Origin of the sequence: Streptomyces sp. NPDC057253, assembly GCF_042669125.1 — a bacterium.
GTDB lineage: Bacteria > Actinomycetota > Actinomycetes > Streptomycetales > Streptomycetaceae > Streptomyces.
Genome location: NZ_JBHUXV010000096.1, coordinates 1 through 23,573 on the forward strand (window position 1 = coordinate 1; position 23,573 = coordinate 23,573).

The following is a 23,573-nucleotide window of genomic DNA, read 5'->3' on the forward strand; positions in this document are numbered from 1 at the left end:
GGCCCCGCCACGTCTGCTGCGTGTGTCCCTCTACAGGGCGCCGAAGCCCACCTTGCGCGGAGCCGGCTCACCGAGCTCGACGTACGCGAGACGGTCGGCCGGGACGAGGACCTTGCGGCCGTGCTCGTCCACCAGGCTCAGCAGCTGAGACTTGCCGGCCAGCGCCTCCGCCACCGCCCGCTCGACCTCCTCGGCGCTCTGACCGCTCTCCAGAACGATCTCGCGGGGCGCGTGCTGCACGCCGATCTTGACCTCCACGGCTATGTCCCTCCGACGGTCAGTGAAGTGCGCGACCTTCCGCGCCGTACCCAGCACACATTAGCCCGGTGAGGGGACGTACACGCTCCGGGTGAGAACGCCAACAGCGAACACCGGACGGGAACAAACGACCCGCACGCGCGCGTGCGGGTCGTTCGGTGTGTCCGGCGGTCTTCACGGCCGTGCTTCCGGCGGTGTCCTCAGTGGTGGTCGGTGCCGTGCAGCGGGAAGCCGGCGATGCCCCGCCACGCCAGGGAGGTCAGCAGCTGGACCGCCTGGTCGCGCGGCACGCTGCGGTCGCTGTGCAGCCAGGAGCGCGCCACGACCTGGGCGAGACCGCCGAGGCCGGAGGCCAGCAGCATCGCCTCGGCGGGCGAGAGGCCGGTGTCCTCGGCGATCACGTCGCGGATGGCCTCCGCGCACTCGTTGGTGACCTTGTCGACGCGCTCGCGGACGGCGGGCTCGTTGGTCAGGTCCGACTCGAAGACCAGCCGGAAGGCGCCGCCGTCGTCCTCCACGTACGCGAAGTACGCGTCCATGGTCGCCCGGACGCGCTGCTTGTTGTCCGTGGTGGACGCGAGCGCGTCGCGTACGGCCCCGATCAGGGACTCGCAGTGCTGGTCCAGCAGGGCCAGGTAGAGGTCGAGCTTGCCCGGGAAGTGCTGGTACAGCACCGGCTTGCTGACGCCGGCCCGCTCGGCGATGTCGTCCATCGCGGCCGCGTGGTAGCCCTGTGCCACGAAGACTTCCTGCGCGGCGCCCAGCAGCTGGTTCCGTCGGGCACGGCGCGGCAGGCGCGTCCCTCGCGGGCGTGCCGCCTCTGTCTGCTCGATGGCTGTCACGCCGCCTCCCAATGTCGTCCACATGCGGTGTGCGCCGCGCCGCCATCGTACTTTTCGGTAACCGTGCTGTGCGCGGTGCGAGCGCAGAATTTCACGGACCGGACGGTGACGAAAGCCGCGCAAAGGTTTCAAACAGGGATCTGACGGGCAGCGTCGGTCCCGTTCCTGTTCAGGAATGCCCTGATGAGTGCTTCCTCGTCCTCGTCACCGGTAGTCGTCCTCGTCGATCGAGACGACCCTGGCCTGCTCGATGAGGTCGGCCTCGCTGGCCCGGCCGGGGTCCACGCCGGTCAGCGGGTCGTCGCGGTGCGGCGCGATGTCGGTGTGCTGCTCCGCCGCGTCGTCCTCCGGTGCCTCGACATCGAGCTCGACGTCGTCGGTCTCTTCCTCGAAGGCCTCGGGGTCGGTGGGGTCGTAGGCCATGGTGGGGCTCCCTTCCTAGAACGTCCCTGATGCGCACAGGGGGCCACAAACGGGTGCCCTGCGTACGAGCCTAGGAGACACACGATCTGGACGCCATGCGATGTGCGCGGGGCGTGTGAGCGATGCATGTGCCCCGGTCTGCCCCGCTCTTGCGCCTCACGCGGCGCCTCGTACGCGCGTCTGTGATGGCGAACACACGAACCAGTGCGTGATCGTCTCGTAACATTGCCGCATGTCTTCGACCGAGGTGCCCTTCGTGCCGCCCGCCAACGTGCTTCCGAAGGTGTCGCCCGTCAGGGTCGGTGAGGGCGAGCAGCTCCGGTCGGTGAGGCTCCAGGGGATCACCCTGACGGTGCGTTCGCGGCCACCCGCGCGCGAGGGGCTGCCGCCCGCGTTGTACGTCCACGGCCTCGGCGGTTCCTCGCAGAACTGGTCGGCGCTGATGGAGCAGTTGGAGGGCGATGTCGACGGCGAGGCCCTCGACCTGCCCGGCTTCGGGGACTCCCCGCCGCCGGACGACGGCAACTACTCGGTCACCGCGCACGCGCGCGCGGTGATCCGTCTTCTCGACGCCTCCGGCCGCGGACCGGTCCACCTCTTCGGGAACTCCCTCGGCGGCGCGGTGTCCACGCGCGTTGCCGCGGTGCGGCCGGACCTGGTCCGCACGCTCACCCTGGTCTCGCCGGCCCTCCCGGAGATCCGCGTCCAGCGCACGGCCGTGCCCACGGGACTGCTGGCGCTGCCCGGTGTGGCCGGACTGTTCACGCGCTACAGCAGGGGCTGGACGGCCGAGCAGCGTGTCCGAGGGGTCACGGCCCTCTGCTACGGCGACCCCGGCCGGGTCAGTCCGGAGGGCTTCCAGCACGCGGTGGAGGAGATGGAACGGCGGCTGCAACTGCCGTACTTCTGGGACGCGATGACACGTTCCGCGCGCGGGCTGGTCAACGCGTACACGCTGGGCGGCCAGCACGCGCTGTGGCGCCAGGCCGAGCGCGTCCTCGCCCCGACCCTGCTCGTCTACGGCGGCAGGGACCAGCTGGTCGGCTTCCGCATGGCCCAGAAGGCGGCCCGCGCCTTCCGCGACTCCCGGCTGCTGACCCTGCCGGAGGCGGGGCACGTGGCGATGATGGAGTACCCGGAGACGGTGGCGGGGGCGTTCCGCGACTTCGTCTCGGACAAGGAGGCGGCCTCCTCCGAGGGGTCCGGTTCGGTGGGGGGCTCCGAGGGGCGGGACGGCGCGGTGAGGGGCTCGGGTCGCGGGGGCGATGCCGGGACGGCCTCCGGCGGCGGCGCCGATGCCACGACCGTGGGGAGCTGAGGCGGGGCGTGGGACGCCACAGTCGACGCGGGCCCGCTCCCAAGAAGGGGTCCGACACCAGCAGTTCAGGCAAGGGCGGTTCGGGGAACCCGCCCGAGGCTTCCTCGGCGCGGGCGCAGCAGTCGTCGGCGCAGGCGGCTCGGTGGGGTGGGCCACCGGAGCGTGGCCCCGGGTACGGCGTGCCTGCGGCGGGAGGGTCCGGAGCGGCCGGAGGGCCTGGCTACCGGGTCCCCGCGCAGGGCGGTCCGAGACTCCCCGAGGGCACTCCGGCGCACGGCTTTCCCCGGCTCGAGGAAGGCACCCCCGCGCGGGGGCTTCCGCGGCTGCCGGACGGCACGCCGGCCCATGGATTTCCGCGGCTGCCGGAGGGCACCCCGGCTCACGGGTTCCCCCGGCTTCCCGACGGCACCCCGGCTCATGGGTTCCCCAGACTTCCCGACGGCACCCCCGCCCGCGGGGTCCCCAGGGCGCGGGGTGGGCATCCCGAGCAGCGTGAATCCGGGGGCGGCTGGGGGGAGTTGGGCGGCCGCGGGCCGAGTGGGCCCGGGAACGTGCCTCCGCGGCAGCGGCAGCAGCCCGCGGGGCCGCGGTCGGGACCCCGGCAGGAGTACCTCGACGCGTTCACCGACGACGTCGACGTCTTCGCCCCCGGGACACCGCGCGGGCCCCAGGGTCCGCGAGGCCCGCAGGGACCGCAACGGGCTCAGGAGCCTCGCCGAGGCACCGGGGTGGCCGTCGCCGAGCACCCCTCCGACCCCTACGGCTCCCTCACCGACTGGCCGGACGACACCCGCACCGACACCGACCCCGGCTCCGACGACGTACCGCCCCTCGAAGCACCGCCGGCGGCCAGGGGCGGCAAGGGCCGGGCCTTCACCGGCATCGCGGCCGCCGCCGTCGTCACCGTGCTCGCCGTCGTCGTCGCCGGACAGGTCACCGGCGAGCGTGACACCACTGCCGGCACCCAGGCGGTGACCGACCAGGCGCGGGACGCCCGGGACTCGGTCACGGCCGGGCAGCCGACGCCGTCGTCCTCGCCCAGCGTCGCGACGCTGACGTACGAGCAGGCGATGGGCACGAAGTACCCGCTCAGTGCCAAGCTCGACGGCTCGGGGAAGTTCGACGCGATCCCCGGCGTCGACAAGGCGCCCGGCAAGGGCCAGAAGTACACCTATCGCGTCGACGTGGAGCAGGGGCTCGGGCTCGACGGCGGACTCTTCGCCGAGGCCGTCCAGAAGACGCTCAACGACGACCGCAGCTGGGCCCACGACGGCGCCCGGACCTTCGAGCGCATCTACTCCGGCAAGCCCGACTTCGTCATCACGCTCGCGAGTCCCGGCACCACGGCCGACTGGTGCGCCAAGTCCGGCCTCGACACCACCGAGGACAACGTCTCCTGCGACTCGGCCGCCACCGAACGAGTGATGATCAATGCGTATCGATGGGCGCAGGGATCAACCACATACGGTGATCGGATCCATGCTTACCGTCAAATGTTGATCAACCATGAAGTCGGTCACCGTCTCGGCTACTCCCATGTGACGTGCGACAAGAACGGCGAGCTCGCGCCGGTGATGCAGCAGCAGACGAAGTTCCTCGACCACGACGGAATCCACTGCCGGGCCAACCCCTGGCCGTACCCCGGAAGTTGACGGACGGCACACAGGTCACATTGACATGGGTTGATCCAGTCGTACATATTGCAGGGCATGTGGTCTAGTCATGCCGTCGAGAACAGCGCCGCCATTCAGCTGGCGCTCATCGGCGTGACCCCGCTCTGCGTGGCCGACATTCTCTGTCGCTGACGCCCGCCCCTCAGGCGCACGCGTCGCGAGTTCCGCAGTTCCTCCCGTGACCTGGGTCACGGCCTTTCGACGTCCTGACGCCGGGGCAGACGTCCGTCCACGTTCGTCTCATCCTTCGTCAATCTGTCTCACCATACGAGACTCATCATTTCGAGAGGTCGTCTCCGATGCGTCAACCGTCCCTCACGAAGCGCCGCGTGGCCGCGGTGTCCGTAAGCCTGGTTCTGGCAGCGGGCGCCGCCGCCTGCGGCCCTGAGGACAACGATGCCAAGAGCTCCGGTGGCGACACCACGCCCCACAAGGGCGGCACCCTCACGGTCCTGAACTCCGAGGCCCAGTCGGACTTCGACCCGGCCCGCCTGTACACCTCCGGCGGTGGCAACGTGCCCTCGCTCGTCTTCCGCACACTGACCACCCGCAACCGCGAGAGCGGCGCGGCCGGCACCGAGGTCGTCCCCGACCTCGCCACCGACACCGGGCGCCCCAACAAGGACGCGACCGAGTGGACGTACACCCTGAAGAAGGGCCTCAAGTACGAGGACGGCACCGCGATCACCTCGGCCGACATCAAGTACGGCATCGAGCGGTCCTTCGCGCCCGAGCTCTCCGGCGGCGCCCCCTACCTGCGGGACTGGCTGGTCGGCGCGGCCGACTACCAGGGGCCGTACAAGGACAAGAAGGGCCTGTCGGCGATCGAGACGCCGGACGCCCGGACCATCGTGTTCCACCTGAACAAGCCCGAGGGCGAGTTCCCCTACCTCGCCACGCAGACGCAGTTCACGCCCGTCCCGAAGGCCAAGGACACCGGCACGAAGTACGAGGAGCACCCGGTCTCGTCCGGCCCCTACAAGGTCGTCAAGAACGAGAACGACGGTCAGACCCTCCTCCTGGAGCGCAACACCTACTGGTCCGCCGCCACGGACGCCGAGCGCAAGGCGTACCCGGACAAGATCGACGTCAAGTCCGGACTCGACTCCTCGGTGATCAACCAGCGGCTGTCGGCGTCCCAGGGCGCGGACGCGGCCGCGGTCACCACGGACACCAACCTCGGCCCGGCCGAGCTCGCCAAGGTCACCGGTGACAAGGAGCTCGCCGCCCGCGTCGGCACCGGCCACTTCGGCTACACGAACTACATAGCGTTCAACCCGACGGTCAAGCCGTTCAACGACATCAAGGTGCGCCAGGCGATCTCGTACGCCGTCGACCGCTCCTCCGTGGTGAACGCGGCGGGCGGTTCCGCGCTGGCCGAGGCCGCCACGACCTTCCTGCCCGACCAGAAGTCCTTCGGCTACGAGGCCTACGACCACTTCCCGGCGGGCGCGACCGGCAACGCGGCCAAGGCCAAGGAGCTGCTGAAGGAGGCCGGCTACCCGAACGGGCTGACCGTCACGCTGACCCACGACAACGCCCAGAACTTCAAGACCAGCCCCGAGATCGCGACCGCGATCCAGGACGCGCTCAAGAAGGCCGGCATCACGGTCAAGCTCCAGGGCCTGGAGGACAACAACTACTCGGACACGATCCACAACGTGAAGAAGGAGCCGGGCTTCTTCCTCTCCGCCTGGGGTGCCGACTGGCCCTCGGGTGGCCCCTTCCTCGCCCCGATCTTCGACGGCCGGCAGATCGTCAAGGACGGCGCGAACTTCAACTCGGGCCTGCTCAATGACAAGTCGGTCAATGCCGAGATTGACGCGATCAACAAGTTGACCGATCTTGACGCCGCCGCCAAGAGGTGGGGTGCGCTGGACAAGAAGATCGGCCAGCAGGCGCTGACCGTGCCGCTGTTCCACCCGGTCTACAAGCGGCTGGTCGGCAAGGGCATCAGGAACGTTGTGATCAGCGACTGGACCGGTGTCCTGGACATCTCGCAGGTCGCGGTCAAGTAACCCGATGAGCGAGGCACTTGTCGCCACCGAGATCCCCGAGGCGACCGCCCCGGGGGTCTCGGGGGCCCGTCAGTTCTGGCGGCGGCTGCGGGCGCAGCGCGCCGCCATGGCCGCGGCGGCCGTCGTCGCGCTGCTCGTCCTGGTCGCGCTCGCCGCGCCGCTGCTCACCGCGCTGGAGGGCCAGGACCCGACCACCTACCACCCCTCCCTGATCGACTCCGCGCGCGGCGGTGTGCCGATCGGATCCTTCGGGGGCGCCGGCGGGGACCACTGGCTCGGCGTCGAACCACAGACCGGACGCGACTTGTTCGCGCGTCTGGTGTACGGCGCCCGGGTCTCCCTGGGCGTCGCGCTGGGCGCCACCGCCGTACAGGTCCTCCTCGGTGTCGTCGTGGGCGTGGCCGCCGCACTCGGCAACCGATGGGTTGATCAACTGTTGAGCCGGATCACCGACATCATCGTGGCGATGCCGTTGATGATCATGGCGTTGGCCCTGCTGGCGATCGTGCCTGAGAACTTCCCGAGGCCGATCCTGGTCGCGCTCATCATCGGCTTCGTCGCCTGGGGCACCATCGGCAAGATCGCCCGCGCCCAGACTCTCACCCTCAAGGAACTCGACTACGTGGCCGCCGCCCGGCTCAGCGGCTGGGGCACCTGGCGGATCGCCCGCCGGGAACTGCTGCCCGGTCTCGCCGCACCGGTCATCACCTACGCGGCGCTGATGGTCCCGGCGAACATCACCATCGAGGCGGCCCTGTCCTTCCTCGGCGTCGGCGTGAAGCCGCCCACGCCGTCCTGGGGGCAGATGCTCTCCTCGGCCGACGTCTGGTACCAGGCGGCCCCGCAGTACCTCCTGCTGCCCGCGGCCGCGCTCTTCGCGACCGTGCTCGCCCTCACCGTCCTCGGCGACGGCGTCCGCACCGCCCTCGACCCGCGCGCGGCCTCCCGCCTGCGCGTCGGCACGGGCCGCAGGCAGGAGTCCAAGGCGGACGGGTCCACAGCGGGCGAGTCGAAGACCGGCGAGTCCAAGGTGAGCAAGGAGGCCGGCTCATGAGCGGCTTCGCGGGATTCGCGGTGCGCCGGACCGTGAGCGCGGTCCTCACCCTGCTCGCCCTCTCGGTCATCATCTACGTCGTCTTCTACGCCACCCCCGGCAATGTCGCCCAGATCACCTGCGGCCCGCGCTGCTCGCCGGAACAGGTCCACCAGGTCGCCCAGCAACTCCGGCTCGACGACCCGCTGTACCTGCGCTACTGGCACTTCCTCCAGGGCATCGTGGTGGGCCACGACTACTCCACCGGCACCTCCGTCGAGCACTGCTCGGCACCCTGCCTCGGGCTGTCGTACCAGAGCGACCAGCAGGTCACCCGGATCATCCTGAACAAGCTGCCCGTCAGCCTCTCCCTGGTGATCGGCGGCATGGTGCTGTGGCTGCTGCTGGGCGTCGGCACCGGTGTGCTCTCCGCCTGGCGGCGCGGCCGGTTCACCGAGCGCGCGCTGACCGGCATCACCCTCGCGGGCGTCGCCACGCCCGTGTTCGTCATCGGCCTGGTCCTGATGATCGTGGTCTGCGGCCAGCTGGAACTGCTGCCCTTCCCGGAGTACGTCCCGTTCACCGACGACCCCGAACAGTGGGCGTGGGGCCTGCTGCTGCCCTGGGTCACGCTCGCCCTCGGCGAGGCGGCCTACTTCGCGCGGCTGACCCGGGCGTCGATGCTGGAGACCCTCGCCGAGGACCACATCCGCACCTTCCGCGCCTACGGCGTCGGTGAGCGCTCCATCGTCGGCCGGCACGCCCTGCGGGGCGCCCTGGCGCCGATCATCGCCCTGAACGCGAACGACTTCGGCAGCGCGGTGGGCGGTGCCGTCCTCATCGAGTCGCTGTTCGGACTGCCCGGCATCGGCCAGGAGCTGGTCCACGCCGTCACCGTCGTCGACCTCCCGGTCGTCGTCGGCATGGTCCTGGTCATCGGCTTCTTCGTGGTGCTCGCCAACGCCGTCGCGGACGTGCTGTACGCGGTGGCCGACCGACGGGTGGTGCTCGCATGAGCCTGGTCCAAGTCACCGACCTGACCGTCGAGTTCGGCGACCTGCGCGCCGTCGACGGCCTCTCCTTCCGGCTGGAGCAGGGTGCCGCCCTGGCCCTGGTCGGCGAGTCCGGCTCCGGCAAGTCCACGGTCGCCTCGGCCCTGCTCGGACTGCACCGGGGCACGGGAGCGCGCGTGAGCGGCTCGGCCGAGGTCGCCGGGGTGGACGTACAGGAGGCGTCGGACGACGAACTGCGGCGGCTGCGGGGCGCCAAGGCCGCCATGGTCTTCCAGGACCCGCTGTCGTCCCTGGACCCGTACTACGCGATCGGCGACCAGATCGCCGAGGTGTACCGCGTGCACACGCGTGTGTCGCGTCGAGCGGCACGCGCGCGTGCGGTGGAGGTACTGGACCGGGTCGGCATTCCGGACGCCGTACGGCGGTCCCGGTCCCGTCCGCACGAGTTCAGCGGCGGCATGCGCCAGCGCGCTCTCATCGCGATGGCACTGGCCTGCGAGCCCGACCTGCTGATCGCCGACGAGCCGACCACCGCGCTCGACGTGACCGTCCAGGCCCAGATCCTCGACCTGCTGCACACCCTGCGCCAGGAGACCGGCATGGGCCTGCTGCTCGTCACCCACGACGTCGGGGTCGCCGCCGAGAGCGTCGACGACGTGCTCGTCATGCGGCACGGCAAGGCCGTCGAGCACGGCCCGGTCGCCGAGGTCCTCGGAACGCCCGCGCGGACGTACACGCGCGAACTGCTCGCCGCGGTCCCGCGCGTGGAGGCGCCCCGGGCGCCTTCCGGGGAGACCGGCGACGTGGTCCTCGAAGCGACGGGCCTGCGCAGGGAGTTCGGGCGCGGCAAGAAGGCCTTCGCGGCCGTGGACGACGTCTCCCTGACGGTCCACCGGGGCGAGACCCTCGGTGTCGTCGGCGAGAGCGGCAGCGGCAAGACGACGCTCGGGCGGATGCTGGTCGGCCTGCTCGCCCCGACGGAGGGCGAGGTCCGTTACGACGGCCACGCACGCGTGGGCGTGAACCCGGCCGTGCAGATGGTGTTCCAGGACCCCGTCTCCTCCCTCAACCCCCGCCGCAGCGTGGGCGAGTCCATCGCGGACCCCCTTCGGGCGCGGGGCGAACGAGAGGAGCAGCGGATCAGGGGGCGCGTGCGGGAGCTCCTGGAGCGCGTGGGGCTCGAAGGGGCGCACTACGACCGCTACCCGCACGAGTTCAGCGGCGGTCAGCGCCAGCGCGTGGGCATCGCGCGGGCGCTCGCGGCCGACCCGCGCGTCATCGTCTGCGACGAGCCCGTCTCCGCGCTCGACGTCACCACCCAGGCCCAGGTGGTGACCCTGCTCGGCGAGCTGCAACGGGAGCTCGGACTCGCGCTGGTCTTCGTCGCGCACGACCTCGCCGTCGTCGGCCAGGTCAGCGACCGGGTCGCCGTGATGCGGCGCGGCCGGATCGTCGAACAGGGCCCGGCCGACGAGGTCTACGACAGCCCGCGGGATCCGTACACCAAGCAGCTCCTGGCCGCCGTACCGGCGCTCGATCCGGGGATCGCGGCCCGGCGCCGGGCCGAACGCCGGGCAGTGGCCGTGAGCTGACGTTCCGTGTCCGAATGATCTCCTAGCGCGACCGAACGCGACCCGCACGGGAAAGTTACGAGCGTTCACCCCTTTTGGTGGCGCGATGGACAACCGTCCGTCGCGCCACCGCCTTGTCCGCATACGTTCGTCCCGCTGCGAGCCGCCGGGCCAACGGCGGCTCCTCATACGGGAGATCGGGGGTGCACTCGTGCGCATCGGACTGCTTACGGAGGGTGGCTATCCGTATGTGAGCGGTGACGCCAGGCTCTGGTGCGACCGGCTCGTGCGCGGGCTCGAGCAGCACGAGTTCGACATCTACGCGCTCAGCCGCACCGAGCACCAGGAGGTCGAGGGCTGGGTTCCGCTGCCGCCGCAGGTCGACCGGGTGATCACGGCCCCGCTGTGGACCGCGGAGGACGACGGGGTGGTGTACGGGCGGCGCGCGCGCCGTCGGTTCGCCGAGTCCTACGGGGAGTTGGTGGTGGCGCTGTGCGAGGGGGGCGCCGCGGAAGGGTTCGGGACGGGCTCGGGGAAGAGCACGGCGAAGGGCTCGGGCAGGGGCTCGGGGCAGGGCACGGGGAAGGGCTCGGGCAGGGACTCGGGGCAGGGCTCCGTGGAGGCGCCCGGCGTTGAGGCGGACCGTTTCGCCAGTGCCCTGTACGGGCTCGCCGAACTCGCCCGCGACGAGGGCGGGCTGGTGGGAGCGCTCCGCTCCGAGACCGCCGTACGAGCCCTGGAGCGCGCCTGTCGCGCGCCCGGCGCCCGGCAGACGGCTCGCGAGGCGCGCGTCCCGGATCTGCTCGCCGTGGCCGGGCACCTGGAACGCGCGTTGCGCCCCCTCTCGCTCGACTGGTACGAGGACGACGGCCTCGGCGCGGTCGACCTGTGCCACGCGGCCGCCGGCGGCTCCGCCGCCCTGCCCGGACTGCTCGCGCACTACTTCTGCGGCGTACCGCTGCTGGTGACCGAGTACGGCGTGCGGCTGCGGACGCACTACCTGGCCGACACCGGGTCCTCGCCCGCCGTGCGCGCCCTGCTCGCCTCCTTCCACGGCCGGCTCGCCACCGAGACCTACCGGCGGGCCGCGGTCGTCACGCCCGGCAACACCCACGCCCGCCGCTGGCAGGAACGCTGCGGCGCCGAGCGCGAGAAGCTCCGCACGGTCTACCCCGGCATGGACGCCGGTCACTTCGCGGAAATCGGCGAGTCGGCGCAGTGCGTGGACCCGGACACGCTGGTGTGGGTCGGCCGGGTCGAACCCGCCAAGGACCTGATCTCGCTGCTCCACGCCTTCGCGGAGATCCGCAAGGAGGAGCCCAAGACGCGCCTGCGGATCATCGGCGCGCCCGCCGGCTCCGAGGGCGCGGCCTATCTGGGGCACTGCAAGGCCCTGGCCGCACAGCTCTTCCCCGACGAGGCGGACGGACTGCACGCCGTCGGCGACAACCCGGTCTCCTTCGAGGAGATCGGCGGGCCGGAGGTGCCCACCCTGGCCGACGCCTACGCCTCGGGCGCGGTCACCGTCCTGTCCAGCGTCGTCGAGGGCTTTCCGATCAGCCTGGTCGAGGCCATGTTCTGCGCTCGGGCGACCGTGTCCACCGACGTCGGCGCGGTCGTGGAGGTCATCGGGGGCACGGGGCTCGTCGTACCGCCGCGCAATCCGAAGGCGCTCGCGGAGGCGTGCGTGACCTTGCTGCGCGACCCCGAGCGCCGTGAGCGCCTGGGCGCCGCCGCGCGCGCCCGCGCACTCGAACTCTTCACCGTGGAACAGAACATCACGGCATTTCACGGCATTTACCTGGAGATCGTCTCGCGCACCCCGGTCCGCCCGGTAGTCCTGGACGGCACCGGTGAACCCCTGCCGTTCGCCGCCCCCGCCGAGGCCCATGTGCCCGGCCGCTGGACCGAGCGCAGCACCCGAGTCGTGGCCCGCGGCGGCCCCGGCTGGGCCGCGGGACCCCCGGTCCGTGCGACACCTCCCTTCGCCGCCACGGAAGGAGCGCCCGGATGAGCGACCTGGGACTCGACCAGCCTGCCGGCCCTGGCAGCCCTGGGGCTCGGGACACAGAGCCGGGGGAGTTGTTGGTGGGGGAGACGGGGGCGGAGGCGGAGGCCTCTGATGTGCTCGGCGAGCACGAGGTGGGCTGTGCCGACGACTCCGGGGAGCAGGAGCCGCGGGCTGCGAAGGCCGCCGGGAACCCGGGGCAGGCCGACCCGATCGGCCCCTCCGGAGAGGCAGAGGCAGAGGCAGAGGCAGCGGCAGTGGCAGGGGCAGCGGCAGTGGCAGGGGCGGACGCAGAGGCAGCCACAGCCGCCCCCACTCCACCAGCGCCCACCCCCCGCGCCCCCGAGATCTCCACCGGCCGCACCCCCACGACCACCCCCGCCCGGCGTTCCGCGGCAGACCCGGTGAAAGCCCTGATGCACCGTCACCGCGAGCTGTGCGAACGGGCCGTCGACCCCCTGGAGATCGCGGCGGGCCTGGAGGCCCACGGCGTCACCGACCGCACCGCCGTCCGCTTCCGCCACCGGGACGTCTTCTCGCTCGCCGAGGAGATGTACGCCCGCGTCCCGAGGGACGGCGAGACACCCCCGCCCCCCACGGCCGACAGGACATCGCGGCCCCGCGCCGACTGGGCCCTGCTCACCCTCCTGCCCGGCGCCCTGTGCGCGGCCACGGTCGTCGGCATCCGCCTCACCCACGGTCAGCCCCGCCTGGTCGTCGCACTGGTGGGCGCCCTGGCCGTCTCCTTCGCCGTCCGCGCGGCCCTGTCCCGAGGCCCGCTCGGCACCCCCGACCGCGCGCCCACGACCACCCCCTCCACCTGGACGTACTGGCTGCTCGCCTACGCCGCCTTCGGGGACGGTCTGCTCGGCGCGGCTGTGACCGGCGGCCCCGACGCCCTGCCCACCGGCGCCGCCGACGCGCCCTGGCCCGTGGCCACGGCCCCCCTCCTCGCCCTGACCCTGTCCTGCGCCCCCGCGGCCTGGTCCGCCCACCGCTTCACGGCCCGCGCCCGCCGCAAACTGACCGTCAGCCGCGGCCTGGAGGACTTCGCGGCCTCCGTACGACCCCTGCTGCTCGGCACCTTCGCCCTGTACCTGTGCGCCCTGACCGCCCTTCTCGCCCTGTCCGCCACGCTCCTGGACGAACCCGCCCCCTACGCGCAGACCCTCACCCTCGGCGCCCTCCTCTTCCTCGCCCGCCTCCTCACCACCCACGGCTTCACCCACGCTCCCGTGGTGGTGCTCATCGCCGCCACGACGGCCCAGGCGACGACCCTGGCCGCCACCTTCGCGTCCCGCCTGCCGGGCTGCGGGTTCCTGGCCACGCCGGTGGACGCCCTCGTGGACCTCTGGGGCCCGGCCGGCATCCAGACCCTCTCCTGCGGACTCGGCGCCCTCGCCCTGTTGATCCACGCGACCCGCAAGCTGACCAGGGCCTCGGCCCACGCCCAGGAGGAGCCGTGCTGACCCGACTCCGCCCCACGCACCCGCCGTAGCACTGACCAGCCGCTCCAGCGACCGCCCGCCCGAGCGACCACCCGGTGTGAGCGGACGCCGTCCGCTGAACCCGCCCCGGCGCAACCCCCATCCGCCGCAGGCATCCCGGCCCACCGCCGGAGGCATCTCGCAAGCCCCTCCCGAAGGAGAACCCGCAATGACCACCTCCCGACCCGCCCCCAAGGCCCCGGGAGCAGCCCGATGAGAGTCCTGCTGATCGGAGCCAACGGCTACCTCGGCCGCTTCGTCGCCGACCGTCTGCTCGCCGACCCCGCCGTCCAGCTCACCGCCCTCGGCCGCGGTGACGACGCCGACGTCCGCTTCGACCTCGCGTCCGGCAGCCCCGGCGCCCTCACCCGCTTCCTCGACGCCGTCCACCCGGGCGTCGTCGTCAACTGCGCCGGCGCCACCCGCGGCGGTGCCCGCGATCTCACCCGCCACAACACGGTCGCCGTCGCCACCGTCTGCGAGGCCCTGCGCCGCAGCGGCTGCGGAGCCCGTCTGGTGCAGATCGGCTGCGGCGCGGAGTACGGACCCAGCCAGCCCGGCTCCTCCACGGCCGAGGACGCCGTCCCGCGCCCCGGTGGCCCGTACGGCGTCAGCAAGCTCGCCGCCACCGAACTGGTCCTGGGCTCAGGCCTGGACGCGGTCGTCCTGCGCGTCTTCTCCCCGGCCGGCCCCGGCACCCCCGCCGGATCCCCGCTCGGCCGGCTCGCCGAGGCCATGCGCCGCGCCATGCAGTCCGGCGACGGCGAACTGAAGCTCGGTGGCCTCGGCGCCCAGCGCGACTTCGTCGACGTCCGCGATGTGGCCCGCGCCGTCCACGCCGCCTCGCTCTCCGCCGCCCAGGGCGTCATCAACATCGGCTCGGGCCGTGCCGTCCGCCTCCGGGACGCCGCCGCGGTGCTCGCCCGGGTCGCCGGATACGGCGGCGCCCTCCACGAACTCGACGGCCCTCCCGGCCCGCTGAGGGCGACCATCGGCCACCCCCGCTCCGAGCCCGACCACGCGGCGCCGGTCGCGTACCCGTATCCCGACGGCTGCGGCAGCTGGCAGCAGGCCGATGTGCGCACCGCACGCGACAGGCTCGGCTGGCGCCCCCGGATCAACCTCGAAGAGTCCCTCGCCGACATCTGGATGGAGGCGGCATGTCGCATCTGACCAGCACGAAGAGCGGTACGCCCGGCACCGAACTCCGTGCCGGCCTGGGGGTCCCCGGCTTCGCCCACCCCCTGGTCGCCCCCGCCGAATGGGCCGAACTCAGCCGCCCCGGCACCCCCCTGCACTGGACCGTCCTCAACATCGCCGACGGCCCCGGCGCCCGCCCCGACCCGCACTGCCTCGAAGCGGCCGGCCGGCTGCGCAACGCGGGCGTCCGGGTCCTCGGCCACCTCGACGCCACCTACGGGGCCCGGACCTTCGGCGAGCTGATCTCCGAAGGGCAGCGCTACCTCGACTGGTACCAGGTCGACGGCTTCCTCCTGGACCGCTGCCCGACCGGACGCGCCGCGCTCCCCGAGATCCGCCGCATCGTCACCACGCTCCGAGCGCTCCGTGACGACACTCACATCGTCCTCGGCCATGGCACCCACCCGTACCCCGGATACGCCGAGAACGCCGACCAGTTGATCACCTTCTCCGGCCCCTGGAGCGACTACCGCTGGTCGCAGGTGGCCGAGTGGACCGCCGACTACCCGACCGAGACCTTCTGCCACCTCGTCCACGGGCTGCCGGGACCGCATCTCGAGGAGGCGCTGCGGATCGCCCGCTGGCAGGGCGCGTCCACGATCTGGTTCACCGACCGCACGGACCGCGGCGGTCGCGTCGACCCCTTCGAGACGATGCCCGGCTACTGGGACGAAATCGTCTCGCGGATCGGAACGGGTGTCTCGGAATGAAGAAGCCCATGGCAGTGTTACGGGGAGAACAACTGTAGTGATTGACCGACCAACGGAGTCCCCGTGTCGCTGCCACCCCTGGTCGAGCCGGCCGCCGAGCTCACCGTAGACGAGGTCCGCAGGTACTCCCGCCACCTGATCATCCCCGACGTCGGGATGGACGGGCAGAAGCGGCTGAAGAACGCCAAGGTGCTCTGTGTGGGCGCCGGCGGCCTGGGCTCGCCGGCGCTGATGTACCTGGCCGCGGCGGGCGTCGGCACGCTCGGAATCGTGGAGTTCGACGAGGTCGACGAGTCGAACCTGCAGCGGCAGATCATCCACAGCCAGGCCGACATCGGCCGCTCCAAGGCCGAGTCCGCCCGCGACTCCGTCCTCGGCATCAACCCGTACGTGAACGTGATCCTTCACGAGGAACGGCTCGAGGCCGAGAACGTGATGGACATCTTCAGCCAGTACGACCTGATCGTCGACGGCACCGACAACTTCGCGACCCGCTACCTGGTCAACGACGCGTGCGTGCTGCTCAACAAGCCGTACGTGTGGGGCTCGATCTACCGCTTCGACGGCCAGGCCTCCGTCTTCTGGTCCGAGCACGGCCCCTGCTACCGCTGCCTCTACCCGGAGCCCCCGCCCCCCGGCATGGTCCCCTCCTGCGCCGAGGGCGGCGTGCTGGGCGTGCTGTGCGCGTCCATCGGCTCCATCCAGGTCACCGAGGCCATCAAGGTCCTCACCGGCACCGGTGAGCCGCTCGTCGGCCGCCTGATGATCTACGACGCCCTGGAGATGCAGTACCGCCAGGTCAAGGTCCGCAAGGACCCGAACTGCGCGGTCTGCGGCGAGAACCCGACCGTCACCGAGCTCATCGACTACGAGGCCTTCTGCGGCGTCGTCTCCGAGGAGGCCCAGGAGGCGGCCGCCGGCTCGACGATCACTCCCAAGCAGCTCAAGGAGTGGATCGACGACGGCGAGAACATCGAGATCATCGACGTCCGGGAGATCAACGAGTACGAGATCGTCTCGATCCCCGGCGCCAAGCTGATCCCGAAGAACGAGTTCCTCATGGGCACCGCCCTCGAAGGCCTTCCGCAGGACAAGAAGATCGTCCTGCACTGCAAGACGGGTGTCCGCAGTGCGGAAGTCCTCGCGGTCCTGAAGTCCGCGGGCTTCTCCGACGCGGTCCATGTCGGCGGCGGTGTGATCGGCTGGGTCAACCAGATCGAGCCGGACAAGCCGGTCTACTAGACCCGCACCTTCCCGAGAGGGGCTCGGCACCACGTGTGCCGGGCCCCTTTCCGTCATCGACCCTGGGCGCAGACCTTGCCGTCCTTCGGCACCGTGCCCTTCAGCAGATACGCGTTCACGGTGGAGTCCACGCAGTCGCTCCCGTTGCCGTACGCCGTGTGCCCCTGGCCCTCCCAGGTGAGCTCCACACCGACCCCCTTGCCCAACTCGTCCGCCATCTTCCGGGCGCCCTCGTACGGCGTCGCCGGATCGCCCGTGTTGCCGACCACCAGCACCGGCGCTGCACCCGGCGCGCTCACCTCCGGCGTCTGCGACTGCCCGGCCACCGGCCAGTCGTGGCACCAGCCGGCCGCGTCCCAGGCGAGGAAGGGGCCGAACACCGGCGAGATCCTCTCGAACTCCGGCAGCAGCCTCTTCGCCTGTGCGAGTGTGGGCCGCTGCTTGTCGTCCAAGCACGATATGACCCGTTGGGCATGCGGGAGCAGGCCGTAGTGCCCGGACGGATCACGCTCGTTGTAGCCGTCGGCGAGTGCCAGCAGTTCGGAGCCGTCCCCCTGCTCGGCCGTCTTCAGTGCGCTGGTCAGTGAGGGCCAGCTGTCCTGGCGGTACAGCGGATAGACGATGCCGGTGAACGCGAGCACCTGGGTCAGCTTGCGCCCGGAGTAGGTGGCCAACGGCTTCGCGTCGATCCGCGCCAGCAGGTCCGCGATCCTCCGGGTGCCCTGCGCGGGGTCCTGGCCGGTGGACTTCAGGTAGTTGTCGAGCGCGCGCTGGAAACCCCGGGCCTGGTTCCTGCGGTGACCCACCGCGTCGGCGCTCGGGTCGACGACCGCGTCGAGCACCAGCCGCCCCACCTTCTCCGGGAACAGATGGGCGTAGACACCGCCGAGCTGGGTGCCGTACGAGATGCCGAAGTAGTACAGCTTGTCGTCGCCGAGGACCTGGCGCATCAGGTCCATGTCGCGCGCGGTGTCGGTGGTCGAGACGTGCGCCAGCAGCTTGCCCGCGTCCTTCTCGCAGCCGCGCGCGAAGTCGGTGGCGTCCTGGAGGTAGGCCCGTTCCTCGGCCGGGGTGTCCGGGGTGGCGTCCACGGACTCGGCCGCCTGGATCTCCTTGTCGCCGCGGCAGCGGACGCCTTCGCTGGCGCCGACCCCGCGCGGGTCCCAGCTCACCAGGTCGTACCGCTCGCGCAGCAGGGAGGCGGTGGCGGCGTACGCGGGCAGCGTGCCCACGCCGGTGAGGCCGGGGCCGCCGAAGTCGAAGAGGAGCGAGCCGATGCGGTCGCCGCCGCGGGCTCTGGTGCGGATCAGCGCCAGGTCGATCGTCTCGCCGTCCGGCTTCGACCAGTCCAGGGGCGTCTTCAGCGTGGCGCACTGCCAGTCGTTGCCGGGCGGGGAGGAGTCCCCGGTGGCCTTGCAGCGCCCCCAGTCCAGCTTCTGTGAGGTCAGCGAGGCGGGCAGCGCCTTCGCGTCCCTCGTGGTGGGCCCGGCGCTGCCCGCCCGCTCGTCCCCGTCACCGCCGGACGAGCCGCCCGACGAGCCGCCGGAACAGCCCGCCGCGAGCAGCGCGGCAGCGGCGGCGGCCGCCGCCCACCGTACGAAACGCCCCATGACAGTCCCCCTCCCCAGCCGTCCGTGCCGATCCACGAACGTCGGTCCGGCCATGGTAGGCCGAGCACGTGAAGCCTGTCGGAGCCTGTGGATAACGCTGTGACCTGGTATTTCGTGCACGCTAGAGGGTCATGAACAGACGGTGCCCGCCGGCGGCACCTTTCCGTTCAGCAGGTAACCGTCCACCGCCGACTGCACACACCTGTTCTTGCTGTCGTAGGCCCCGTGCCCCTGGCCCTTGTACGTGAGCTCGACACCCACGCCCGCGCCGAGTGCCTCCACCATCTTCCGGGCGCCCTCGTAGGGGGTGGCCGGGTCGCCCGTGTTGCCCACCACGAGGATCGGCGCGGAGCCGGCCGCGCTGACGTCGGGATGGTCGGCGGCGCCCGGCACGGCCCAGTCGGTGCAGCTCACCATGGACCAGGCCATGAAGTCGCCGAACAGCGGGGAGGCGGCGCGGAACTCCGGCAGCCTCCGCTCGACGTCGGCCGGGGTGTACCGGGGCCTGTCGTCGGCGCAGTTGATGGAGATGTTGGCCGCGGTGATGTTGCTGTACTCGCCGTTCTCGCTGCGCCCGTTCATCGAGTCGGACAGCAGCATCAGGATCCTGCCGTCGCCGGCGTACGCCTGGTCCAGGCCCTCGACGAGGTACTCCCAGAAGTCCTTCGAGTACAGCGACTGCGCGATGCCGTTGGTCGCGGCGGTCTGGGTCAGCGGCCGCTGGCCGATGCCCGGGATGGGTTTCCTGTCGAGGTCCGCGAGCAGTTTGGCGATGCGGTCCTTGACGTCCTGGGCGGTGTCGCCGACGGGACAGTCCTCGGGCTTGGAGGTGCAGTCCTCGGCGAAGTTGTCGAGCGCGAGCTGGAAGCCCTCGGCCTGTCCGAGGGAACCCTGCTCGCTGGTCTGCGTCGGGTCGACGACCGCGTCGAAGACCGCGCGCCCGACGTGCTGCGGGAAGAGGTGGGCGTAGACGCCGCCGAGTTCGGTGCCGTACGAGATGCCGAAGTAGTACAGCTTGTCGTCGCCGAGGACCTGTCGCATCAGGTCCATGTCGCGGGCCGCGTCGGTGGTGCGCACGTGCGGCAGCATCTTCTCGGAGTTCTCCTCGCAGGCCGCGTTGAACTCCTTGGTGTTGGCCATCAGCGCGGTGCGCTCGGCCGAGTCGTCCGGGGTCCAGTCCTGCTCGAACCAGTAGTCGAGCTGTGGGTCGTTCAGGCACTCCACCGGGGCACTGCGGCCCACTCCGCGGGGGTCGAAGCTCACCAGGTCGTAGCGGGTGCGCAGTTTCGCGTAGTCCGCGCCGAAGGCGGGCAGCGTGGTCACCCCCGAGCCGCCGGGGCCGCCGAAGTTGAAGACGAGCGAACCGATGCGCCGGCCCTCGGCGCCGCTGGCCTTCGCCCGGATCAGCGCGAGGCCGATCGTGTCCCCTTTGGGCTTCGCCCAGTCGAGCGGGACCTTGAGGGTGGCGCACTGCCACTCGGCGCCGCCCGGCAGGGGAGAGGGCGCCTCCCCGCCGCCCTCGGCGCGGGACGGGGCCGGGCAGTCCTTCCAGTTGAGCTCCTGGGCCGACAGGTCCTCGTCGTGGGAGTCGTCGCAGCCCGCCAGCGCGCAGGACAGCAGCAGGACGGCGGCGGTCAGGGCGACGCCTCGTCGAGGGGGGTTCGGCATGCTCCCATCCTGCGGTCGCGCGCTCGGGGGCGCTCGGGGCGCGTGCCGTAAGAGGTACGCCCCTGCGTTACAGCGCGCCCTTGCGGGACAGGTGGTTGAAAGCGAGCCAGCCCGGCAGCACCGGCAGCCAGAGCGTCAGCAGACGGAACAGCAGGACGGCCGGGGCGGCGACCTCCTTGGGCAGCCCCACGGCGATCAGACCGACCGTCAGGGTCGCCTCGACGGCGCCCACACCGCCCGGTGTCGGGGCGGCCGAGCCGAGGGCGTTGCCGGCGAGGAAGACGACGGCGACGCTGGCGATGCTCAGTGACGTGCCCTCCTGGCCGAAGGCGCGGATGGAGGCGTCCAGGCACATCACGAAGCAGGCCGTCAGCAGCAGCATGCCGCCGATGCCGGTGACCAGCTTCTGCGGCCGCTGGAGCACGTCCAGCATGCGCGGCACGACACCCGCGAACAGCGACCTCACGCGCGTGACGACGAACTTCCTGAGGAACGGCACCGAGGTGACCACGAGCACGAGCACCGCCACCGTCAGCAGACCAGCGATGACCGTCCGGGACGGCGACAGCGACGGCGTCTTCTCGGTGCCGGTCAGATAGCCGAAGGACAGCAGCATCAGGATGTGGCAGCCGAGCCCGAAGAGCTGCGAGGCGCCGACGCTCGCGACCGCGAGCCCGGGCCGCACCCCCTGGCGTTGCAGGAAGCGCGTGTTGAGCGCGACACCGCCCACCGCGGCCGGCGCGACGATCTTCACGAACGACCCGGCGACCTGGGCCGCGACCGTCCGCAGGAACCCCACCCGCTCGGGCACGAAGCCCAGCAGCGCCATGGCGGCGGCGAAGTAGCTGCACGCCGAGAACAGCACGGCCGCGGCGACCCAGCCCCACTCGGCGTTCTCGATGAGCGGCCCGAACTCGATGTGGGTGAGCTGCGTCAGCAGGAAGTACGCGCCGATGGCGCCCGCGATGACGCTGATCAGGGTGCGCGGTTTGACCCGTTCCAGACGGGCCGGCTCCACCGGTGCCTGCGGCCTGATCAGCAGGACCTCGTGGCGGATCTGGCTCAGCAGGTCCTCCTCGCGGGCCTCCTCCAGAGCCTCGTCGATGGCCCGCTTCTCGGCCCGCGCCTCCGCGCGTACGGCTTTCTTGTCGGGCTTCTCCAGTGGCGGCCTGGCGTCCTGCGACCCCTCGTCCAGGTGGGCCTGCTTGGCCTGCCTGGACGCCTCCAGGACCGCCTCGCGCTCGCGCTGGGCCCGCTCCCGGGCGAGTCTGCGCAGCGTCGCGCGCGTGGAGCGGGTCAGCGCGATGGGCTGGAGCATCGGCAGGCAGTCGGCGACGGCGTCGGGACCGAGGACCTCGACCCCGGAGGCGACCGCGCGTTCCGCGCCCGCGAGCAGTCCCAGGGTCGTCACCAACTGGGCGACGTCCATGCGCAGCAGCAGGGTGCTGGCCGCGATCTCGCCGCCGCGCAGGTCGGTGAGGATCACCGCGCCGGAACGATCCACCAAGATCGCGTCACCGGCGAGCCTGCGGTGCGCGATGCGCCGTGACTGCAACGCCTTCACCTGGCGCCAGGTGTTGCGCAGCAGCTCGTCCGTGATCTCGTCCTCGGCCAGCGATTCGAGCGTGCGCCCGCCGGTGTGCTCGTAGACGAGCATCACGGCGTCGGGGCCGAGTTCGGAGGTGGCGATCAGCTTGGGCGCGTTGGCTCCGGCCGCGATGGCGGCGTAGGCGAGCAGGGCCTCCTGCTCCAGGGCCTGGCGCAGCGACTGGAGGCTGCTGCGGGTGGCGAAGCCGCGCAGCGTGAGGTTGCGCCACACCCGGTAGAAGAAGCCCTGCGCCTGCTGCTCGCGGTCGACCACGGTGACGTCCAGCGGCGGGCCGTCCTCCAGGGTGACGAAGTAGCGCCGGCCGCGGTCGCCGTTCTCCGCGGTCTCCGGGGTCTCCTCGCGGGCCGCGCTGACCGGGTGGAAACCGACGGTCCGCAGGCCCGCCATCAGGGTCTGCCCGGTGGGCCGGACATTGGGCGAGCCGACCGCGTACAGCGTGCCATAGGCGACCGTCCAGCCGATCAGTACCGTAAGGATGATCGAGAACGGTGTGGTGTAGCCGGTGACGAGCATCGAGAACGCGTCGAGCATCAGCACGATCCACAGCACCGCCCGCCAGCGCGGCCTGCGGGACATGCCGACGGCCGTCATATAGGCGATGACGGGCGCCAGATAGCCGTGCACGGGGTCGGTGAGGGCGTGGATGTCGCCGGGGGAGGGCTGGGTGAGCGCCTCCTGGATGGAGTCCGGGGCCGCCTTGGCGACCCACAGGTCGGTGGCGAGCGTCACACCGTGGGCGAGGACCGCGGCGAGCACGCCGTCGGCGATCCGCAGCCCGTCCCGTTTGATCAGGCGTTCGATCGCGAACGCGACCGGGACCAGGAGGATCGCGATGCTGGAGGCGAGACCGGCGATCTTGATGAGCAGGTCGGGCGCCTGTCCGGTGCCCTTGTTGATGTCCTGTTCGAGGCCCGAGGTGGTGCCGTGCGCGAACGCGGCGATCGCCAGCAGGACGACCACGGCCAGCACGCCGACCAGCAGCCGCATCAGGTCGGAGGGCCGGTGCACGCGCGCGGGGAGCAGCGGCTCGTCGCCCTCGACCTCGTCGACGGGCACCTCCTCGACGCAGTCGTCGACGTCCTTGCCGTCCGCGTCGGCGGTGCCGGGGCGCGAGGAAGCGTCAGAGGTGCTCTCGGCGCCCTCCGGGTGCGCACCCTGTGGCTTCATCGTCTCTTCTTGATCTCGTATCACCAGTCACCGCCCGCACGATGGTGGCATGCCCCACCGACACACGGGGGTGTCAGGGTGCACATGCGGGGGCGCACAGTCTGCCCGAAGCGCCCTTCCCGGGCGAGGGATACGCACGGTCGCGAGCCCGTCACATTGTCGGTGGGGTGGGGCAGGATGGGGCGGATGAGCGAGCAGAGCCTTCCCCGGGACGCCCACCCGGAGTACGCGGACACCCTGCCGGAGTACGCCGAGCGGGTCCTCGACGTCGCCGAACGCATCCCGCCCGGGCGTGTCATGACGTACGGCGATGTCGCCGAGTGGCTGGAGGAGGGCGGGCCCCGTCAGGTGGGCCGGGTCATGGCCCTGTACGGCTCGCCCGTGCCGTGGTGGCGTGTCGTGCGCGCGGACGGCGTCCTGCTGCCCGGTCACGAGCTGGAGGCGCTCGGCCGCTACCGCGCGGAGGGCACGCCCCTGAAGGAGGCGAGCAGGGCCGCCGAGGGCCATCTGCCGCGCCTCGACATGAGACGGGCGCGCTGGGACGGTGACGAACGCGCGGAGGGTCACACCTGACAGCTTCCGCCATCGCGCGGGTCCGGGGACACCCCGGGACCCGTACGGGGGAAGCGGGGCATGTCCGAGGCATGGCGTACGTTCATGAGGCGAGGGACGCACGGGGCCGCAGTGTCGTGAGTGGTCCGAGGGAAGAAGGGGAAGCCCTGC

Annotated in this window: 19 protein-coding genes; 13 read left to right on the top strand and 6 right to left on the bottom strand. The window is 71.6% G+C overall.

The genetic code is table 11. The annotated features are described in order from the left end of the window. Window positions 1-30: 30 nt before the first annotated feature. From ACFULQ_RS36300 to ACFULQ_RS36310, 3 genes are all read right to left on the bottom strand, one after another. Window positions 31-258, bottom strand: a complete 228-nt coding sequence (locus ACFULQ_RS36300; RefSeq protein WP_020119766.1) for a DUF3107 domain-containing protein — start codon at window positions 256-258, stop codon at window positions 31-33. 200 nt (window positions 259-458) lie between these two features. Continuing rightward, window positions 459-1,100: a TetR/AcrR family transcriptional regulator gene (locus ACFULQ_RS36305; protein WP_383552291.1), complete on the bottom strand. Its 642-nt coding sequence runs from the start codon at window positions 1,098-1,100 to the stop codon at window positions 459-461. Window positions 1,101-1,304: 204 nt separating this feature from the next. Continuing rightward, a complete protein-coding gene (locus ACFULQ_RS36310; RefSeq protein WP_383552294.1) occupies window positions 1,305-1,523 on the bottom strand; it encodes a hypothetical protein in 219 nt (72 codons plus the stop codon). Between the two features lie 232 nt (window positions 1,524-1,755). Between ACFULQ_RS36310 and ACFULQ_RS36315 the strand changes: the two genes are divergently transcribed. The 12 genes from ACFULQ_RS36315 to moeZ all read left to right on the top strand — a co-directional run bounded on the left by ACFULQ_RS36315 (window position 1,756) and on the right by moeZ (window position 16,796). After that, window positions 1,756-2,841: an alpha/beta fold hydrolase gene (locus ACFULQ_RS36315; protein ID WP_383552296.1), complete on the top strand. Its 1,086-nt coding sequence runs from the start codon at window positions 1,756-1,758 to the stop codon at window positions 2,839-2,841. 8 nt (window positions 2,842-2,849) lie between these two features. Then, the gene (locus tag ACFULQ_RS36320) at window positions 2,850-4,493 is read left to right on the top strand and encodes a DUF3152 domain-containing protein (protein WP_383552299.1); all 1,644 of its coding nucleotides are present in this window, start codon (window positions 2,850-2,852) and stop codon (window positions 4,491-4,493) included. 57 nt (window positions 4,494-4,550) lie between these two features. Beyond that, complete coding sequence (locus ACFULQ_RS36325; protein ID WP_330264584.1) at window positions 4,551-4,646, top strand: Ms4533A family Cys-rich leader peptide; 96 nt, start codon at window positions 4,551-4,553, stop codon at window positions 4,644-4,646. 167 nt (window positions 4,647-4,813) lie between these two features. After that, complete coding sequence (locus tag ACFULQ_RS36330) at window positions 4,814-6,532, top strand: ABC transporter substrate-binding protein (protein WP_383552301.1); 1,719 nt, start codon at window positions 4,814-4,816, stop codon at window positions 6,530-6,532. Window positions 6,533-6,536: 4 nt separating this feature from the next. After that, a complete protein-coding gene (locus ACFULQ_RS36335; RefSeq protein WP_383552304.1) occupies window positions 6,537-7,586 on the top strand; it encodes an ABC transporter permease in 1,050 nt (349 codons plus the stop codon). Beyond that, on the top strand, window positions 7,583-8,581 hold the full coding sequence (locus tag ACFULQ_RS36340; RefSeq protein WP_383552307.1) for an ABC transporter permease: 999 nt from the start codon (window positions 7,583-7,585) through the stop codon (window positions 8,579-8,581). Before ACFULQ_RS36335 ends, ACFULQ_RS36340 begins: the two co-directional genes overlap by 4 nt. Further along, the gene (locus tag ACFULQ_RS36345) at window positions 8,578-10,170 is read left to right on the top strand and encodes a dipeptide ABC transporter ATP-binding protein (protein WP_383552309.1); all 1,593 of its coding nucleotides are present in this window, start codon (window positions 8,578-8,580) and stop codon (window positions 10,168-10,170) included. Before ACFULQ_RS36340 ends, ACFULQ_RS36345 begins: the two co-directional genes overlap by 4 nt. A gap of 190 nt (window positions 10,171-10,360) precedes the next feature. Then, window positions 10,361-12,163 (top strand): DUF3492 domain-containing protein, encoded by a 1,803-nt coding sequence (locus tag ACFULQ_RS36350; RefSeq protein ID WP_383552311.1) that lies wholly within the window; start codon window positions 10,361-10,363, stop codon window positions 12,161-12,163. Continuing rightward, complete coding sequence (locus ACFULQ_RS36355) at window positions 12,160-13,626, top strand: hypothetical protein (protein ID WP_383552313.1); 1,467 nt, start codon at window positions 12,160-12,162, stop codon at window positions 13,624-13,626. Before ACFULQ_RS36350 ends, ACFULQ_RS36355 begins: the two co-directional genes overlap by 4 nt. Before the next feature lie 231 nt (window positions 13,627-13,857). Next, window positions 13,858-14,817, top strand: coding sequence for an NAD-dependent epimerase/dehydratase family protein (locus ACFULQ_RS36360; protein WP_383552315.1), 960 nt, complete (start codon window positions 13,858-13,860; stop codon window positions 14,815-14,817). Beyond that, window positions 14,805-15,554, top strand: a complete 750-nt coding sequence (locus ACFULQ_RS36365) for a spherulation-specific family 4 protein (protein ID WP_383552317.1) — start codon at window positions 14,805-14,807, stop codon at window positions 15,552-15,554. The genes ACFULQ_RS36360 and ACFULQ_RS36365 overlap by 13 nt, the downstream gene beginning before the upstream one ends. Window positions 15,555-15,617: 63 nt before the next feature. Beyond that, entirely contained in the window at window positions 15,618-16,796 is a 1,179-nt protein-coding gene (gene moeZ / locus ACFULQ_RS36370; protein WP_123762925.1) for an adenylyltransferase/sulfurtransferase MoeZ, read from the top strand. A gap of 53 nt (window positions 16,797-16,849) precedes the next feature. Here moeZ and ACFULQ_RS36375 read toward each other — a convergent pair whose 3' ends face one another. The 3 genes from ACFULQ_RS36375 to ACFULQ_RS36385 all read right to left on the bottom strand — a co-directional run bounded on the left by ACFULQ_RS36375 (window position 16,850) and on the right by ACFULQ_RS36385 (window position 22,850). Next, window positions 16,850-18,406, bottom strand: coding sequence for an alpha/beta hydrolase (locus ACFULQ_RS36375; protein WP_383552320.1), 1,557 nt, complete (start codon window positions 18,404-18,406; stop codon window positions 16,850-16,852). Window positions 18,407-18,535: 129 nt separating this feature from the next. Further along, window positions 18,536-20,074 carry an alpha/beta hydrolase gene (locus ACFULQ_RS36380; protein WP_383552323.1) on the bottom strand — a complete coding sequence of 513 codons (1,539 nt, stop codon included), beginning with the start codon at window positions 20,072-20,074 and terminating at the stop codon, window positions 18,536-18,538. A 67-nt stretch (window positions 20,075-20,141) separates the two neighbouring features. After that, window positions 20,142-22,850, bottom strand: a complete 2,709-nt coding sequence (locus tag ACFULQ_RS36385; RefSeq protein ID WP_383552326.1) for a lysylphosphatidylglycerol synthase domain-containing protein — start codon at window positions 22,848-22,850, stop codon at window positions 20,142-20,144. Between the two features lie 186 nt (window positions 22,851-23,036). On the opposite strand from ACFULQ_RS36385, the gene ACFULQ_RS36390 reads away from it, so the two are divergent. Continuing rightward, window positions 23,037-23,423, top strand: coding sequence for an MGMT family protein (locus tag ACFULQ_RS36390; protein ID WP_330264574.1), 387 nt, complete (start codon window positions 23,037-23,039; stop codon window positions 23,421-23,423). Window positions 23,424-23,573: the final 150 nt, after the last annotated feature.